At 67.3% G+C, this 16,705-nt stretch carries 11 protein-coding genes and 3 pseudogenes; 8 read left to right on the top strand and 6 right to left on the bottom strand.

Annotation, left to right across the window (positions count from 1 at the left end; translation table 11 throughout):
- The first annotated feature begins 4 nt into the window (after positions 1 to 4).
- The gene (locus tag ACP99_RS01095; protein ID WP_049984825.1) at positions 5 to 1,204 is read left to right on the top strand and encodes a vWA domain-containing protein; all 1,200 of its coding nucleotides are present in this window, start codon (positions 5 to 7) and stop codon (positions 1,202 to 1,204) included.
- 3 nt (positions 1,205 to 1,207) lie between these two features.
- Positions 1,208 to 1,681: a CAP domain-containing protein gene (locus ACP99_RS01090; protein ID WP_049984824.1), complete on the top strand. Its 474-nt coding sequence runs from the start codon at positions 1,208 to 1,210 to the stop codon at positions 1,679 to 1,681.
- A 48-nt stretch (positions 1,682 to 1,729) separates the two neighbouring features.
- Here ACP99_RS01090 and katG read toward each other — a convergent pair.
- Positions 1,730 to 3,873: pseudogene (gene katG, locus ACP99_RS21150) on the bottom strand (catalase/peroxidase HPI).
- Positions 3,874 to 4,261: 388 nt separating this feature from the next.
- Here katG and ACP99_RS01080 point away from each other — a divergent pair.
- From ACP99_RS01080 to ACP99_RS01055, 6 genes are all read left to right on the top strand, one after another.
- On the top strand, positions 4,262 to 4,861 hold the full coding sequence (locus tag ACP99_RS01080) for an NADPH-dependent FMN reductase (protein WP_049984823.1): 600 nt from the start codon (positions 4,262 to 4,264) through the stop codon (positions 4,859 to 4,861).
- 92 nt (positions 4,862 to 4,953) lie between these two features.
- Positions 4,954 to 5,541, top strand: coding sequence for a thymidine kinase (locus ACP99_RS01075; RefSeq protein ID WP_049984822.1), 588 nt, complete (start codon positions 4,954 to 4,956; stop codon positions 5,539 to 5,541).
- A 12-nt stretch (positions 5,542 to 5,553) separates the two neighbouring features.
- Positions 5,554 to 6,156 (top strand): YIP1 family protein, encoded by a 603-nt coding sequence (locus tag ACP99_RS01070; RefSeq protein WP_049984821.1) that lies wholly within the window; start codon positions 5,554 to 5,556, stop codon positions 6,154 to 6,156.
- An 84-nt stretch (positions 6,157 to 6,240) separates the two neighbouring features.
- On the top strand, positions 6,241 to 8,391 hold the full coding sequence (locus ACP99_RS01065) for a DHH family phosphoesterase (RefSeq protein ID WP_049984820.1): 2,151 nt from the start codon (positions 6,241 to 6,243) through the stop codon (positions 8,389 to 8,391).
- A 151-nt stretch (positions 8,392 to 8,542) separates the two neighbouring features.
- Complete coding sequence (locus ACP99_RS01060) at positions 8,543 to 10,231, top strand: tRNA uridine(34) 5-carboxymethylaminomethyl modification radical SAM/GNAT enzyme Elp3 (RefSeq protein ID WP_049984819.1); 1,689 nt, start codon at positions 8,543 to 8,545, stop codon at positions 10,229 to 10,231.
- A 273-nt stretch (positions 10,232 to 10,504) separates the two neighbouring features.
- Entirely contained in the window at positions 10,505 to 12,562 is a 2,058-nt protein-coding gene (locus ACP99_RS01055; protein ID WP_081927013.1) for an SLC13 family permease, read from the top strand.
- Positions 12,563 to 12,581: 19 nt separating this feature from the next.
- On the opposite strand, the pseudogene ACP99_RS01050 reads toward ACP99_RS01055, so the two are convergent.
- The 5 genes and pseudogenes from ACP99_RS01050 to ACP99_RS01030 all read right to left on the bottom strand — a co-directional run bounded on the left by ACP99_RS01050 (position 12,582) and on the right by ACP99_RS01030 (position 16,703).
- Positions 12,582 to 13,093 (bottom strand): annotated as a pseudogene (locus ACP99_RS01050) (GNAT family N-acetyltransferase).
- A 203-nt stretch (positions 13,094 to 13,296) separates the two neighbouring features.
- Complete coding sequence (locus tag ACP99_RS01045; RefSeq protein WP_049984818.1) at positions 13,297 to 13,491, bottom strand: cold-shock protein; 195 nt, start codon at positions 13,489 to 13,491, stop codon at positions 13,297 to 13,299.
- A 124-nt stretch (positions 13,492 to 13,615) separates the two neighbouring features.
- A complete protein-coding gene (locus tag ACP99_RS01040) occupies positions 13,616 to 14,389 on the bottom strand; it encodes a hypothetical protein (protein WP_049984817.1) in 774 nt (257 codons plus the stop codon).
- Positions 14,390 to 14,503: 114 nt separating this feature from the next.
- Entirely contained in the window at positions 14,504 to 15,103 is a 600-nt protein-coding gene (gene sod / locus ACP99_RS01035) for a superoxide dismutase (RefSeq protein WP_049984816.1), read from the bottom strand.
- 92 nt (positions 15,104 to 15,195) lie between these two features.
- Positions 15,196 to 16,703: pseudogene (locus tag ACP99_RS01030) on the bottom strand (cryptochrome/photolyase family protein).
- Positions 16,704 to 16,705 lie beyond the last annotated feature (2 nt).

Genomic DNA, 16,705 nt, shown 5'->3' with positions numbered 1-16,705 from the left:
GGATATGAAGTTTCAGGCGCGGCTCAACCGCCCGTACATCTCGACGGGGGGCGGGGTGGCATACTGCGAAGTCGACATCGAACCCGGCGGAGAGCACAACCCGGCGACGAGGAACGTCGTGCTCTGTATCGACGTGAGCGGATCGATGCGCGGCGACGAGATCGAAGACGCCAAAGAGGGGGCGTCCTCTGTCCTCGCCGACCTGAACGGGAACGATCACATCAGTATCGTTACGTTCGGCGACGACGCCGAAACCGTGACCGAGCCCGTTCGGTGGGACGACGCGAATCAGGAGGCCATCGAGTCCCAGATCGACGCCCTGAGCGCCGGCGAGTGGACCAACATCGAGGCCGGACTCGAAGCCTCCCGCGACGCGATCGCGCAGATGGACGGCGGGGAGACGACCGCGAAGCGGGTCCTACTCTTGACCGACGGGAACCCGACCGCGGGCGAGCAGTCCGTCGACGGCTTGGCGTCGATCGCGCGGCGGATGGGCGATGCGGGCATCTCCGTCATCTCCGCCGGCCTCGGGCCGAACTACGACGAACAGGTCGTTCGGGCGTTGGCCGAGCACTCGCAGGGCCGCTGGGAGCACATCATGCGGGCCAGCGAGATCCTGCAGTTCTTCAACGACGCCGTCTACGACGCCGGGACGGTCGTGGAGTCGAACCCCCGGTTGGAGATCGACCTCGGCAACATCGAGATCAGCGAGGTGTTCAAACGGATGCCGCAACTGCAGCCGGTCCCGACCGACTGGCAGGGCGACACCGCGACGATCCACCTGCAGGACCTCCTGCAGCGGCGGAAACAGGAGCTCGTGTTCAAGCTCCACGTCCCCGAGGGAACCGACGAGGAGCGCCGACAGTTGGCGTCCGTCGAACTGGTCTCGGACGGTCGAACGCTCGGATCCGACAGCATCGAGGTCACCTACACGACCGAACCGCAGAAGTACGGCGAGGAGGAGTCGATCCGCGCGAAGTTCATCGAGGCGAAGGCGTTAGACGCCGGTATCGACGGCGACACCGCGGAGGGAAGCCGGCTGCTGGACGCCGCGCAGGACACGTTCACCGATCCGCAGGCGAGAGCGCTCCTCGAGCGCGGGCAGACGAACGTGAGCCAACTGAGCGACGCCGAAGACGAGAACGCCCGGCGGCAACTGAAAGAGGACACCTCACAGCTGTCCGATCAGGGCAAGTGGTTCTGAGGGATGGTTAGCGAACGCGCGGTCGAGCGGCTGACGCACGAGGCCGTGAACAACGTCCGATCGGTTCGGGATCTCCCGACCCTGCAGGCCGACCGCGACCTGCGGCACATCGCGCGCCGGCACAGCCTCGACATGTCCGACCGGCAGTTCGTCGGCCACAGCACGCCGACGGGGACCTCGCTGGGGGACCGCTACGAGCGGTACGACTACGACTGTCGCGCGCCGATGGAGTCGCCCGGTCGGTACGCGACCGGCGGCGAGAACATCGCGCTGTTGCATCTCGGCGTTCCGAGCAAGCGGAGCGACGGGAAGACGATGACCTACGAGACCGCCGAGGAACTCGCACACGGCGCGGTCTGGGGCTGGATGAACTCGCCGGGACACCGGGAGAATCTGCTTCGGTCCTACTGGCGGCGAGAGGGAATCGGCGCGACGATCGACGGGACCAGCGTCTACATCACGCAGAACTTCTGTTGAACCGGTCGCGGCGGAGCCGCGCACCGGTCCGACGGGTCGTTGCCGGGGTTATTCGAGGTCGAAGCGGTCGAGCTTCATGACCTTGCTCCAGGTGTCGACGAAGTCCTCGATGAACTTCTCCTCGCCGTCGGACGCGCCGTAGACCTCGGAGATGGTACGGAGCCGTGCGTTCGACCCGAATGTCAGGTCGACGCGGGAGGCCTTCCACTCGACGTCGCCGGTCTCGCGGTCGCGCAGCTCGAACACCTTCTCGTCGTCGGAGACGGCTTCCCACTCGTAGTCCATGTCGAGCAGGTTCACGAAGAAGTCGTTGGTCAGCGTCTCGGGCTCGTCGGTGAAGACGCCGAGCTCGGAGTCCTGGTAGTTCGCACCCAGCGCGCGCAGCCCGCCGACCAACACCGTCATCTCGTTTGCGGTCAGGTTCAGCAGTTCCGCCTTGTCGACGAGAAGCTCCTCGGGCTTTCGCTCGACCTCGTCGGCGTCGAGGTAGTTGCGGAAGCCGTCCGCGTCCGGTTTGAGCGCGTCGAATGACTCGACGTCGGTCTGCTCTTGGGAGGCGTCGACGCGCCCCGGCTCGAACGGGACCTCCACGTCGTAGCCGGCGTCCGCCGCCGCCTGCTCGACGGCCGCGTTGCCGCCGAGGACGATCAGGTCCGCCAGCGAGACGCGCACGTCGTCGGACCGCGACCCGTTGAAGTCCTCCTGGATCGATTCGAGCGTCCCGAGGACCGTTTCGAGCTCGACCGGCTCGTTCACTTCCCAGCTCTTCTGGGGTTCGAGCCGGATGCGAGCGCCGTTCGGGCCGCCGCGCTTGTCGCTGTCGCGGTACGTCGACGCCGCCGCCCACGCGGTCTTGACGAGTTGGGAGACAGAGAGGTCCGAATCGAGAATCTCGGCCTTCAGCTCCTCGACCTCGTCCTCGCCGATCAGGTCGTACTCGGCGTCCGGGAGGGGGTCCTGCCAGACCATAACCTCGTCGGGGACCTCGGGACCGAGGAACCGCTCCGGCGGGCCCATGTCGCGGTGGATCAGTTTGTACCACGCCTTCGCGAAGGCCTCTTGGAACTCGTCGGGGTTCTCCTGGAAGCGTTCGAGGACTTCCCGGTAGTCGGGGTCCCGCTTCAGGGCGACGTCCGTCGTCAGCATCATCACGTCTTCCTTGTCCGCCGGGTCCTGCACGCCCGGCGCGGCGTCGTCGAGTTCGCCTTCCTCGGTAGTCCACTGCCACGCGCCGCCGGGGCCTTTCTCCGGCACCCACTCGTGACCGAGCAGGTTGTCGATGTAGCTCATATCCCACTGGGTCGGCGTCGTGTTCCACGGCCCCTCGATACCGCTCGTGATGGTGTCGGGGCCCTTGCCCTCGCCGAAGTCGCTCTCCCAGCCGAATCCCTGCTTCTCGATGGGGGCCGCCGCCGGCTCGGGGCCGACGTGTTCGTCGGGGTCGTCGGCACCGTGGACCTTCCCGAACGTGTGGCCGCCGGCGATGAGCGCGACGGTCTCCTCGTCGTTCATCGCCATCCGGCTGAAGACTCTCGGATGTTCTTCGCCGAGCCTTCGAGGTCCGGTTCGCCGTTCGGACCTTCGGGGTTGACGTAGATGAGGCCCATCACCGTGTTGCCGAGCGGCCACTTGAGGTTCCCTTCCTCGTCGAAGCGCTCCTCGGAGGTCGTCTCCCACTCGTCTTCCGGACCCCAGTCGACGGAGTCGTCGGGCGTGTAGTCGTCCTCGCGGCCGCCCGCGAAGCCGAACGTCTCGAAGCCCATCGATTCGAGGGCGACGTTTCCGGCCAGGACGATCAGGTCGCCCCACGAGAGCTGGCGACCGTACTTCTGCTTGACGGGCCAGAGCAGCCGTCGGGCCTTGTCGAGGTTCACGTTGTCCGGCCAGCTGTCGACCGGCGGGAGGCGCTGGTGTCCGCCGGACGCTCCGCCGCGGCCGTCGAACGTGCGGTACGTACCGGCGCTGTGCCACGCCATCCGGATGAAGAGCGGCCCGTAGTGACCGTAGTCGGCCGGCCACCAGTCCTGCGAGTCGGTCATCACCGATTCGATGTCCGCTTTGACGGCGTCGAAGTCGAGTTTCTCGAACTCCTCGGCGTAGTCGAAGTCCTCGCCCATCGGATCGGTTTCCTGGGCGTTGCGGTCCAGAATCTCCAGATCCAATTGATCTGGCCACCAGTCTTTATTGGACATATTGCTCGGTCAGACGTTGTTCCTTTTGCGTGATAAGATTGTCTACATCGGTGAGGAAGTCTTCGCTACAGACCAAGCGATTTATCGAATTTCACAACTTTTCTCAGACGAACCGGCGAAAGACGTCGTAAGATGACGCCGACTGTCGAATCGATGGGCCGAAACGCTCGCCCCGGGAACTGGGGACGCCGGCACAGCAATATCCGCCGATCTGACGTGTCCCACGTCGCATCTTTCGGCCGACTCTCCGTCTTCTATCCGTCGCCAACCGACCAGACCCCGTCCGCGATGTCAGAGAGCGGACCGGGAACGTCCCGAACGGACACCGCGGCCGAACGGCCCGACCGCCGGTCGGTGGGTTCTTGCGCTGTCCCGACGTGGAGAGCGTATGTCAGACGATCGATCGGCATCGACCGTCTCCGTCGTCGCGGTGTGCGGGAGCCTTCGCGAGGAGAGCTACACGCGCCGCGCGCTCGAACGCGCGCTCGACGGCTCCAGGGAGGCGGGTGGGACAGGTGAGGTACTCGACCTCCGAACGTACGACCTTCCGGTGTTCGACGCGGACCTAGACGCACAGGGCGACAGCGCGACGGTCGTCCGGCGGATCCGCGAGGCCGACGCCGTCCTCCTCGGAACGCCGATGTACCACGGCTCGTACTCGGGCGTTCTGAAGAACGCGCTGGATTACTGCGGATTCGACGAGTTCGAGGGGAAGACCGTCGGTCTGCTGGCAGTCGCCGGCGGCGGTTTCCCCGTGTCCGCGCTGGACCACCTCCGCTCGGTCTGCCGGGCGCTCGACGCGTGGGTCCTCCCGCACCAGGCGGCGATTCCGAACGCCTCGAAACGCTTCGAGGGCGACGACCTCGTCGACGAGGGGCTCGACGAACGCGTTCGCGTGCTCGGTCGTCGGGTCGTCGAGTACGCGCGGATCGAACCGGACCCGTCGACGTTCGAGGCCGACGAGAACGTCGGCGGAGCGGGGCGGTAGGGTCGAACGCTCGGCGTCCGTCTCTCGTTCGACAGTCGCCTAGCCGGGCGAATGAACAACGGTTTTGCCGCTCCACCGCGCTCGAACGTCGTATGCACGCCATCACGAACAGCGGGTGGATCGAGGTCGTCACGGGCTCGATGTTCTCGGGGAAGACCGAGGAGGTCCTCCGTCGGCTGCGACGCGCGGAGATCGCGGGCCAAGAGATCGCGGTGTTCAAACCCGCCGTCGACGACCGCTACGGCGAGACGACCGTCGGGTCGCACGTCGGACGGCAGTGGGAGGCGACGGTCGTCCCCAACGAGGGCGAGGACGTCTGGGAGATCCGCGACGAACTGGACGGCGAGGACGTCGTCGCCGTCGACGAGGCGAACTTCTTCGCGCCCGAGCTCGTCGAGGTCTGTCAGCGGCTGGCCGACGACGGGCGGCGTGTCATCGTCTCGGGGATCGACCAGACGTACCGGGGAGAGCCGTTCGAGCCGCTCCCGCAACTGATGGCGGTCGCCGAGTACGTCGACAAACTGCAGGCGATCTGCGCGCTGTGTGGCGAGCCCGCGACGCGCAACCAACGGCTCGTGGACGGCCGGCCCGCCCACGCCGACGAGCCGACGATCGTCGTCGGCGCCGACGAGTCCTACGAGGCGCGGTGCCGGAACTGTCATACGCTCCGACGCGACTAGTTCGAACCGAACGTGACGACCTGGGTCGAGAATCCGAGCGGCGGTCGCGAGCGCGGACCGCGGGGGCTCGCGCGGGCGTGGATCGAAGTGCTCCTGCGCCCGGAGCAGTTCTTCCGGAACGGCGTCGCCCCGGGCGATCAGGCACCGGGACTCGTCTTCGCGGTCGTCGTCGCCGTCGCGTACGCGGTCGGGCTCTTCGCGTTCAAGCCGGGACGGATCCCGTCCCTCGCGGGCGGGCAGGCGGTCTCCGCCGCCGTCTCGCTCGCGCTCGTCGCCCTCGTCCTCGCTCCCGCGGCGCTCCATTTCACCGCCGCGATCCAGACTGTCGCCCTGATCCTCACCGTCCGCGACCGCGGGGGCATCAGCGAGACGGTGCAGGTGATCGCGTACGCGACGGCACCCTGCGTCCTGGCCGGGTACCCCTCGCCGTGGCTCCGAGCGGCCTGCGCGCTGTACGGGGCCGCGCTGCTCGTCGTCGGACTCCGAACGGTCCACCGGACGACGACGACCCGTGCGGCCGTGGCCGCCGCGATCCCCGCGGTCCTGCTCTTCGGCTCTGCGTTCGGCGGGATCGACGCCGGAAGAGCGGTATTCCGCGCGCTGGGGCTGATCTGACGTCGCGGGCGGCCGACGGCGACCGGTCGCTCGCCGAGCAGGAATTCGACAGTCGTTTTAGGCGCGACCCATTTTACTCTCGCAATGGATTGGATTACGCACGACGAGGACGTCTGGTTCGATTTCAGGGGAGATTCCCCAAAACAGCTCACGCCGGGACGGTTCTACAAGGGAACCGTCGATGGATTCGCGGATTTCGGCGTCTTCGTCGATCTCGCGCCCGGGGTCACCGGGCTCCTGCACCGCAGCGAACTCGACCGTCGCCTCGAAAGTCTCGACTGGGAGTCCGGCGACACCGTCTTCGTCCAGGTGAAGAACGTCCGCAGCAACGGGAACATCGACCTCGGGTGGTCGATCCGGCAGTCCGAATCGGAGTTCCGCGGCGCTCGCGTCCACGACCCCGACGGCGACGCCGACGGTGAGCCGATCGAGAGCGACGAGGACGACGGCCCGACGCCGGTCAAGAAGACGCCGAAGGGAGGAGCGACGAAGTCGCAAGCGGGAAACGGGACTGAGGCGGCGGCGAAGCGGGAGTCGCCGACCGCTGAGAGCGAGCGAACTGACGACGCTGAGGACGAAGACGAATCGACGCACGAAGACGAGGCAGGCGCCGCGGACAGCGCGTTCGAGTTCGACGGCGAGACCGCAGACGAAGACGCGGCCGCCGAGACCGAAGAAACGGGCACGGAGCCCGAAACCGACGAACCGTCCACCGAGAGCGAGGAGAGCGACGAGGAGCCCGAACGCGTCGGTGTCGACTCGCTGGGCGACCGCGTCGGCGACCTCGTCCGCATCGAGGGCGAAATCGTCGGCGCGCGCCAGACCGGCGGCCCGACGATCTTCGAGGTCCGCGACGAGACGGGCGTCGTCGACTGCGCGGCGTTCGTCGAGGCGGGCGTCCGCGCCTACCCCGAAGTCGACGAGGGCGACGTCGTCCGGCTCGACGGCGAGGTCGAACTCCGACGCGGCGAACTGCAGGTCGAGACCGAGGAGCTGACCGAACTGACCGGCGACGACGCCGACGCGGTCGCTCGTCGGCTCGCCGACGCGCTCTCGGAGAAGGCCCGGCCCGAATCGGTCGTGCCGCTCGCGGCGGACGACGCCGTCGACGCCGTCACAGAGCAGCTCGCTGACGCCGCGGAGTCGATCCGCGCGGCCGTGCTGGAGTCGCGACCGATCGTGGTCCGGCACGCCGCCACCGCCGACGGCTACGTCGCCGGCGCGGCGATCGAGCGCGCCGTGCTCCCGCTCATCCGCGAGGAGCACGCCCGCGCCGACGCGGAGTACCACTTCTTCACGCGCCGCCCGCTCGACGACCCGGTCTACGGGATGGACGCCGCGACGAACGACGTGACGCGGATGCTGCAGGACAACGAGCGCCACGACGAGAAGCTCCCGCTCGTCGTCCTCGTCGGCGTCGGCGGCACGACGGACTCGCTCGACGGTCTCGGACTCCTCGGCGTCTACGGTGCCGAAAAGGTCGTCGTCGACGCCGAGTCGGTCGACGCGGAGATCGAAGACGAGGCGAGCGTGCTCGTCTCGCCGAGCCTCGCCGACGTCGACGCGGCCGGCCTCTCGACGGGCGCGCTCGGCGCGAACGTCGCCGCGGCCGTCAACGCCGACGTGAGAGAGGACCTCGGGCACCTGCCCGCAGTGAGCTACTGGGAGAACGCGCCGGAGGCGTACGTCGACCTCGCGGCCGAGACGGGATACGACGCCGACCGGACGCGCGAGCTCCGCGAGGCGGTCGCCCTCGAGGCGTACTACCAGTCGTACCAGGACAAGCGCGAGCTCATCACCGACCTGCTGTTCGAGGACGAGGGCGGCCTCGCCGGCCACGTCTCCGAGCAGTATCGGATCAAGCTCGAGGACGAGGTCGAAACCGCCGAGGCGAACCTCGAGACCCGGACCGTCGAGGGCGTCGACGTCGCCGTCCTCGACGCCGACTCCTACAGCCACCGGTTCGACTTCCCGCCGACGTCGCTGCTCGCGGACGCGCTGGACCGACAGGCCGAGGACGACCGAGCGGCGACCGTCGTCTACGCGACGGACGAGCTGTTCGTCCGCGCGGACGCCGACATCGACGTCCGCGCCGCGGCCGCCGACGCCAGCGAGGCCGTCCCCGAGGGCGGCGTCACGGCGGTCGGCATCCGGCAGAACCGCGTGGAGTTCCTCTCGGGCGCACGCGAGGACGTCGTCGACGCCGTCACCGAGGCGGTCGTCAGCCAGTTCTGAAGCGGGCGTTCGGTTCAGACCGACCGATTCTCTCGGTTCTCTTTCGGTCACACGTTCGACGCGCACGTTCGGGAGCGACACGCTTAACCGCGAAACGGGACGAAAGAGCGGTAATGACTCGCTCGTCGCGACCGCCGGAGGTGAGCGTCCTGTGAGCAGCGATGCCGACGTCGACGGCGGGAACGCCGAACCGGAGCCGACCGAGACGGAGGCCTTCCGGCGCACCTGCGAGGACCTCGTCGAGCGGATCCTCGACGGCGAGGTCGACCGCGACGACCTCGAGTCGGCGAAGATCGACGCCTGCTCGACGCACTCCTCTCCGAAGGTCCCGAAGAACGCCGAGATCCTCCGGCACGCGCCGGATGGTCGGCGCGAGGAGGTCAAAGAGGTCGTCCGGCGCAAGCCCGTTCGGACCGCCTCCGGCGTCTCGCCGGTCGCGATTATGACGTCTCCGCACATGTGCCCGCACGGGAAGTGCCTGTACTGCCCGGGCGGCCCGGCCTCCGAATTCGACTCCTCACAGTCGTACACGGGCCACGAGCCCGCGGCCGCGCGCGGAGAGCAGAACGACTACGACCCGTACGGTCAGGTGACGCTCCGGCTCGAACAGCTCAGGCACATCGGTCACCCAGTCGACAAGGTCGAACTCATCCTGATGGGCGGGACGATGACCGCGCGGAGTCACGACTATCAGGAGTGGTTCGTCAAGCGCGCGCTGGAGGCGCTGAACGACTACGGCCTCGACTCGGAGCCGCAGCCGGCGGAGGACCAGTCGTTCAAGCCCGACCCCGAGGACGTCGACTTCCGGTACGTCGAGGACGTCATCGCCGAGAACGAGACCGCGGACATCCGCAACATCGGGACGACGTTCGAGACGAAGCCCGACTGGTGTGACCCCGAGCAGATCGACCGGATGCTCGACCTCGGCGCGACGAAGGTCGAGGTCGGCGTGCAGACGACCTACGAGCGCATCAACCGAGAGATGCACCGCGGCCACGGCGTGCAGGCGTCGATCGACGCGAACCGGCGGCTCAGAGACTCCGGGTTCAAGGTCGGCTTCCACATGATGCCGGGACAGCCGGGGATGACGAAGGAGATGATTCTGGAGGACTTCCGGCAGCTCTTCGAGCGCGAGGAGTACCGCCCGGACTACCTCAAGATCTACCCGACGCTCGTCGTCCGCGGGACGCGCGTGTACGACCAGTGGCGTCGCGACGAGTTCGAGCCGCTGGGCAACGACGAGGCCGCCGAGGTCGTCGCCGAAGTGATGGGGATGATCCCCGAGTACACGCGCTTACAGCGCGTCCAGCGGGACATCCCCGCGGACTTCATCGACGCGGGCGTCTGGAAGTCGAACCTCCGACAGCTCGCCGAGCAGCGGGCCGAGGAGAAGGGAATCGACGTCCGGGACATCCGCGCCCGCGAGGCCGGGATGAACGACGCGGACCCCGACCCCGAGCGGGTCGAGTTGAACGTCCAGACCTACGAGGTCGCGGGCGGGACCGAGCACTTCCTCGCGTTCGAGGACCCCGTTGAGGACCTGCTGGTCGGCTTCTGTCGGCTCCGCTTCCCGAACGACCCCGTGCGACGCGAACTCGAAGACGCCGCCATCGTCCGAGAGCTCCACGTCTACGGGAGCGAAGCCGGAATCGGGACGGGCGAGGGCGAGTGGCAGCACAAGGGCTACGGACGCCGCCTGATCCGCCGCGCGGAGGAACTCGCCGCCGACGCGGGGTACCGCGACCTCGCGATCATCTCCGGGATCGGCGCGCGGGAGTACTACCGGGAGAAGCTCGGCTACCACCAGGACGGCCCGTACGTCTCCAAGCGGCTGTCCTGATCGCTTTCGGCCCGCTCTCTGGGATGGGTGTGGCGAACAGTCGGCACCGTTAGACGGTCCCCTGACCGTCGCTGCCGCACCCGCGTCGACGTGCCGAGCAACCGCGCCCGACGCGGGGCGAGCGTCAGATCACGGCGGGAGTGGCCGCGTCATCGTTGATAAACTCCGGGTCGTTTCGACTCCTCCCGCCGCAGCGATCCGGAGACACTGGGTCGAGTCACCCGGGAACCGTACTACTATGTCGGTGTCGGCGGAACGGTACGCTATTACTCGATGCCGACGACCATAGGAAACGGTCTATCGCTACTGCAGTTTCCGGTTCTCCCCCAGCTTCCAGTGCAGGTCCCCGTCCCCATCGACGTCCTCGTCGTGCTCGCGGTGGTCGCCACCGCCCTCGTCCTGTTCGTGTGGCAGCCGGTCTCGATCGACACCACCGCGATCGCGCTGATGGTCGCGCTCATCCTGCTCGGGCCGTGGACCGGCGTCTCACCGGAGGAGGGCGTCTCCGGGTTCTCGAACCCCGCGACGCTCACCGTGCTCGCGATGTTCGTCCTCAGCGAGGGCGTTCGACAGACCGGCGTCATCCAGATACTCACCCGGAAGATGGAGTCGTTCGCCGGCGACAGCGAATCCCGGCAGCTGCTCGCGACTGTGGGGCTGTCCGGGCCGACAGCGGGGTTCGTGAACAACACGCCGATCGTCGCGGTGTTGATCCCCGCGGTCACGAACCTCGCACAGAAGACCGGGACGTCGCCCTCGAAGCTACTCATCCCCCTCTCGTTCGCCTCGATGCTGGGCGGCACGCTCACCGTCATCGGGACGTCGACGAACCTGCTCGCCAGCGACGTCTGGGCACAGATCGGCGGTCCGGGGGCGGAGCCGTTCTCGCTGTTCGAGTTCACGCAACTCGGCGTCGTCGTGCTCGCGGTCGGTATCGTCTACCTCCTGACCGTCGGTCGATACCTGACGCCCGCGCGGATCTCCGCGAAGGGGACCTCGACTGACCGGTTCGGGATGGCGGACTACCTGACCGACGTCGTCGTCCACGAGAGCTCCGAACTCGTCGGCTCGGAGGTTCGGGAGGTCAGAGGCGGCGACCTCGATCTCGACGTGTTCCAGATCGTCCGCGACGGTCGCACCGTGGTCCGCGGTCTCCCCAGCGAGCGGATCAGGGCCGGCGACATCCTCTCGGTGAGAGCGAGCCAGGAAACCCTCGAACAGGTCATCGAAGACGAGTCGCTCCAACTGCTTCCGGAACTCGTCGACGCCGCGGCCGAATACAGCGAGCAACTCCCCGAGGGATTCTCACCGACCCGTCACGCGTGGCACCCGACTGCGAGCGACGCGGACGCAGCGGGGAAGCAAACGGAGGGGGCGGACCGATCGGAGGATGGCGACCCCCGAGAGGCCGGACCGGCAGACGACGGCGCTGATGCGGCGGACGGATCCGAGGAGGAGGCGTCGACGGAGAAAGAGCGAGAGACCTCGCTCACGGAGGTCGTGTTGCTCCCGCGGCGGTGGTCGATGGGTCGCAGCGGCGTCGCCGGATTCGAACGGGAGTACGACGCGACCGTCCTCGCCGTACGCCGGGGCAACGAGGTCATCCGACAGCGACTCAGGGACGTCGACCTGCAGGCCGGTGACGTGCTGTTGATCCAGACGAGCGAAGACGTCCTCGATCGGCTCCGGGGAGACACGCACATCATCGTCTCCAGCGACGGCCGCTGGGAGCAGTTCGATCGGCGGCAGATCCCGGTCGCGCTCGGTATCGTCGCGGGCGTGGTCGGACTGGCCGCCCTCGAGTACCTCCCGATTATGGTGAGCGCGCTCACCGGCGTCGTCGCGATGCTCTTTTCCGGCATCCTCCGACCCGAGGAAGCGTACGACGCGGTCGACTGGGACGTCATCTTCCTCCTCGCGGGCGTCATCCCCCTCGGGATCGCATTCGAGGCCTCCGGGACCGCAGATCTGATCGCGACCGGCATCGTCGCGGCGAGCGCCGTCCTCCCGCCGGTCGCGATGCTCGCGACGTTCTATCTCGGGACCGCGATCATCACCGAGATGGTGAGTAACAACGCGAGCGTGGTGTTGATGCTCCCGATCGCCGTCGAGGTCGCGAACCAACTCGGGGTCGACGCGTTCGCGTTCGCGCTCGCGGTGACGTTCGCCGCCAGCACGCCGCTTCTCAGTCCCGTCGGTTACCAGACGAACCTGATGGTCTACGGTCCGGGCGGGTACAAGTTCACCGACTTCGCCCGCGTCGGAGCACCCCTCCAGGTGATCCTGACAGTCGTCACGACCGCCGGGATCGTGTTCTTTTGGGGACTCTAATTCCACCCGAGGGATCCCTTCACGGGCGCTTTCGCATCTTGACGTGCGGGATCTCCGCCTCCTCGAACTCCTCGCCGAACGCCTCGTAGCCGAGCGTCTCGTAGAATCCCCGTACCGGAACCTGCGCGTGCAGGAGGAGCCGATCGATCCCCCGTTCGCGCGCGTGCGATTCGACTCTCTCCATCAGTTCCCGCCCCCAGTCCTCGCCGCGCCTGTCCGCGCGACGGCGACTCGCTCGACCTTCCCAGTCACCGGTTCGTCGTCGCCCTCGACGACTCTGAACCGCGCCGCGCCGACGACGTCGCCGTCGTCGTACGCGACGAAGTGGGTCGCGTCGGCGTCGGGTTCGTCGTGTTCGTCCCACTCGATCTCCTCGTCGACGCCCTGCTCGTCGACGAACACCGTTCGCCGGACGGCGAACGCGTCGCGGCGCTCGGGATCCGCGGAGACGACGAAGACGCCGGTTCGGTCCCGGCGTCCGGATTGTCCGCGCGCCGCGTGTCTGCTGTCCGGGTCGCGCTCGGAGTTCATACCGTACGGAACGGAGTCCGTGAGACTGAGCGTTTCGGATTCCGGACCGATCACTGGGGAACCGTCGCTGATCGGCGTGAGAGATTCCGAGGCGCTCCCTGGGAGTTGACGCGTCGCTCGGTCACGTTGTAGTTCGCCCGAGGGAAACTCGGGAAGAACGAAAAGCCGTCTGCGGTCGCCGCAAAGGGCGACTGAAGTCGGTATTAGTTACGGACGAGGTTCGTCGCGCGCGGGCCCTTGGGCGAGGACTCGATCTCGAAGTCCACGTCCTGCCCCTCCTCGAGGTCCGGACCGCCAACATCTTCCATGTGGAAGAACACGTCGTCGTCGGAGTCGTCAGTCGAAATGAAACCGTAACCGCCAGTGTCGTTGAAGAAATCAACCTTACCGTTTGCCATTGCAAACAAACGTACACCCCATTCACGGATAAGGCTTGTGCGGGTCGCGGTACCACGGCTGTCACGGGCGATGCCGCGGCGGTTCCGGCGTCGGGTTATCGTCGAAGCGGCCGAGTGAGGACCGTTACTCGGAGTCCGCTCCGCGCTCGGCGAACTCTGCACCCTCGGGTTCCGAACGGTCGTCGGTCGCGTCGCGAAGTTGCAGATACGACGCGGCCATCACGCCGTACAGGAAGATGAACAGGACGCTCCCGATCACGATCGTGAGGACTTCGCCGAGCACCGCCGCGCCGACGAGGTCGAACACGGTGCCGACGACGCCGATGACGGCCCCGATCACGCCGCTCAGGACGACGATGACCGAGAGTTTCAGCCGGTTACCCCGCGAGAGGTCCCAACTCCGTCTGAGCGCGCTGATAGGGCCGCGGTCCTCGACGCCGACGGCGAAGATGAAGCACAGAAAGCACGCGCTGAGGAAGATCCCCGGAAGGAGCACGAACGCCAGCCCGATCGAGACCGAGATCCCGACGACGAGGCCGCCGAGGAGCATCGAGATCGTCGCGCGACCGAGTCGACGCCGGTAGAGCGTCTCCGGGAGCGTCGACAGTTCGCCGGTGGGTCGCGTGAGCGCTCTCGCGAGCGCGACGAAGTAGATCGACGTCGCGACCAGCGCGACGAGGAGGAGTGCGGCACCGACGGATCCCGAGACGGGAAGCGTCAGTCCGAGGCTGCCGATCTGGCCGGACGCTTCGGGCGGTACGAAACCGAGAACCGCGGTGTTGACCGACGCCTGGACGAGAAATTGAATGAGCAGCAGCGTCCCGAACAGGATCGCCCCGGTCCGAGTGAGGACCCGTTTGATGCCGTCGCCGAACGCGCGCGTGAGATGCAAGCCCATAGCCGATTACGGTCCATACGAGAAATAAGCCTACGGGAGACTCACACCCAGATTTCACTCACGGCTACGGGGTCGCGGCTCGCCAAAAAAATATCGGGGGTGTGCGCGGTGCCGTTACTCGAAGAGTTCGGCGGCCTGCTCGTAGCGGGCGCTGGGCTCCTCCCAGTCGACGACCTCGAAGAAGTTCTCGACGAAGTCGCCGCGGGCCGGACCGTAGTCGTGGTAGTAGGAGTGCTCCCAGACGTCCAGCGCGAGGACCGGGTGACTGCCCCAGAGCGCGCCCTGGTCGTGCTTGTCGACGACCACGTTGCGCAGCTGGTTCGAGAACGAGTCGTAGACGAGAAGCGCCCAGCCGCCGGCGGCGGACGCCGCGGCCTCGAACTCGCCCTTCCAGGCCTCGTAGGAACCGAAGTCCTCCTCGATGCGGTCGGCGAGCGCGCCGGTCGGCTCGTCGCCGCCCTCCGGCGACATCGAGTTCCAGAAGAGGTCGTGAAGGATGTGACCGCTGCCGTTGTGGGTCACGTTCCGGATCGCCCCGGCCGACGAGGAGAAGTCGCCCGCCTCGCGGTTCTCTTCGAGCGTCTCCTCGGCCGAGTTCCAGCCGTTTACGTAGCCCTGATGGTGGGTGTCGTGATGCCACGTGAGGACCTGCTCGGAAATGTGCGGTTCCAGCGCGTCGTAGTCGTACGGAAGGGGATCGAGTTCGTAGCTCATTAAGATAGCCTCCAGCTTACCACACGGTCGGATCGCTGTTAAAGTTTAAGGGGAGTGTGATAACAAGGCACGTTCGAGGGCGGTTCTGCGAGTCAGTCGTCGTCGCCGCGAGCCGCCTCGAACATCGCGAGGGCGGCCTCTCGACGCTCGCCGTGGTCGACGATCGGTTCCGGATAGTCCGGGGCGGTCCGCGCGCGTTGCGTCGGCGACAGTTCGTGCCACCCGTGGATCAGGTCGGGGTCGACGCCGCGTAGCTCTGGAACGTGTTCGCCGATGTACGCCGCGTCGGGATCGTAGCGCTCGCCCTGCGTCATCGGGTTGAAGATGCGAAAGTACGGTTGGGCGTCCGTCCCCGTCGACGCGGCCCACTGCCAGCCGCCGCTGTCGTTCGCGGTGTCGTGATCGGCGAGGTGGGCACGGAAGTGGTCGTACCCCTCCCGCCAGTCGGTCAGGAGGTCCTTCGTGAGAAACGACGCGACGATCATCCGAACGCGGTTGTGCATGTACGCCTCTGTCTTCAGCTGCCGCATCCCGGCGTCGACGATCGGATAGCCCGTCTCTCCCTCCTTCCACGCCCGCAGCTCGTCGGGGTCGTTACGCCACTCGATGTCGTGTTCGTACTCCCGGAAGTTCTCGTCGACGACGTCGGGATTGTAGAACAGCACGTGCGCGTAGAACTCCCGCCACGCGAGTTGCGATTGGAACTCCTCGATCGACTCGATCTCCTCCTCGCCGTCGGCGCGCTCTCTCGCCTCCTCGGTGGCCGCGTAGACCTCGCGGATCCCGATCGTCCCGAACTTGAGATCCGCAGATAGGTGGGAGACCGCCCCCCGCGTCGGGTAATCTCTGTCCTCCTCGTAGCGGAAGATGCCGTCCGCGCAGAAGTCGGCGAGTCGCTCTCGGGCGGCCTCGGTCCCCGCCGGTTGGACGCCGGCTTCGGGCTCGGCGAACCCGAGTTCGTCGATCGTCGGGAGCGACGTGCCGGCGACGTCCGGAGGCGAATTCTCGGATACTGCCGCGAGCGCCTCGGCGTCCGGGGCGGGGAGCGGCCCGGGCTTCTCGCGCGTCCGCCACTTCTTCCAGAAGTAGGTGAACACGGAGTAGGGCTCGCCCTCGTTCGTCGTGATCGACCCGGGTTCGTGGAAGATCGCGTCGTGAAACGACTGCCTGGCGACGTCGGCCTCGTCGAGCGCGCGTCGAACGGCGGCGTCGCGCTCGTTCGCGAGCCCCGAGTAATCCGCGTTCCAGACGACGCGGTCGGCGTCGTAGGCGACGGCGAGGTCGGGAATCACGTCGACGGGGTCGCCGCGGGCGAGGAGGAGATCCGAGCCACGCTCGCGGTACCACTCCCGCAGTTCCGCGAGGGAGTCGAGGAGATAGCGGACGCGCGGCGGCGCGGCGTGTTCGAGGACGGCGTCGTCGAAGACGAACACCGGGAGGACCGGTCCGTCGGCGACGCCGGTCGCAGCGCGGCTCTCGTCGCGTCTGAGCCGTCTGTATCGGCGCCAGCCGCCGTTTCGTCCTCGTCGACGCCGGCAGCCGCCGCGAGCGCCCGGTTGTCCGACGCTCGGAGGTCCCTGCGGTGCCAGTGGATCTGCATAC

This window comes from Halobellus rufus, from assembly GCF_000739575.1.
GTDB classification, from domain to species: Archaea; Halobacteriota; Halobacteria; order Halobacteriales; family Haloferacaceae; genus Haloquadratum; species Haloquadratum rufum.
The sequence above is the reverse complement of the archived record's forward strand: the minus strand, read 5'-3'. Positions and strand labels throughout refer to the sequence as shown.

Excerpts from the sequence above, each read along its gene's own strand:
- ACP99_RS01045 (WP_049984818.1), bottom strand. The coding sequence starts at position 13,491 with ATGGCAAACGGTAAGGTTGATTTCTTCAACGACACTGGCGGTTACGGT.
- ACP99_RS01040 (WP_049984817.1), bottom strand. The coding sequence starts at position 14,389 with ATGGGCTTGCATCTCACGCGCGCGTTCGGCGACGGCATCAAACGGGTC.
- ACP99_RS01055 (WP_081927013.1), top strand. The coding sequence starts at position 10,505 with ATGCCGACGACCATAGGAAACGGTCTATCGCTACTGCAGTTTCCGGTT.
- ACP99_RS01065 (WP_049984820.1), top strand. The coding sequence starts at position 6,241 with ATGGATTGGATTACGCACGACGAGGACGTCTGGTTCGATTTCAGGGGA.
- sod (WP_049984816.1), bottom strand. The coding sequence starts at position 15,103 with ATGAGCTACGAACTCGATCCCCTTCCGTACGACTACGACGCGCTGGAA.
- ACP99_RS01095 (WP_049984825.1), top strand. The coding sequence starts at position 5 with ATGAAGTTTCAGGCGCGGCTCAACCGCCCGTACATCTCGACGGGGGGC.
- ACP99_RS01075 (WP_049984822.1), top strand. The coding sequence starts at position 4,954 with ATGCACGCCATCACGAACAGCGGGTGGATCGAGGTCGTCACGGGCTCG.
- ACP99_RS01090 (WP_049984824.1), top strand. The coding sequence starts at position 1,208 with ATGGTTAGCGAACGCGCGGTCGAGCGGCTGACGCACGAGGCCGTGAAC.
- ACP99_RS01080 (WP_049984823.1), top strand. The coding sequence starts at position 4,262 with ATGTCAGACGATCGATCGGCATCGACCGTCTCCGTCGTCGCGGTGTGC.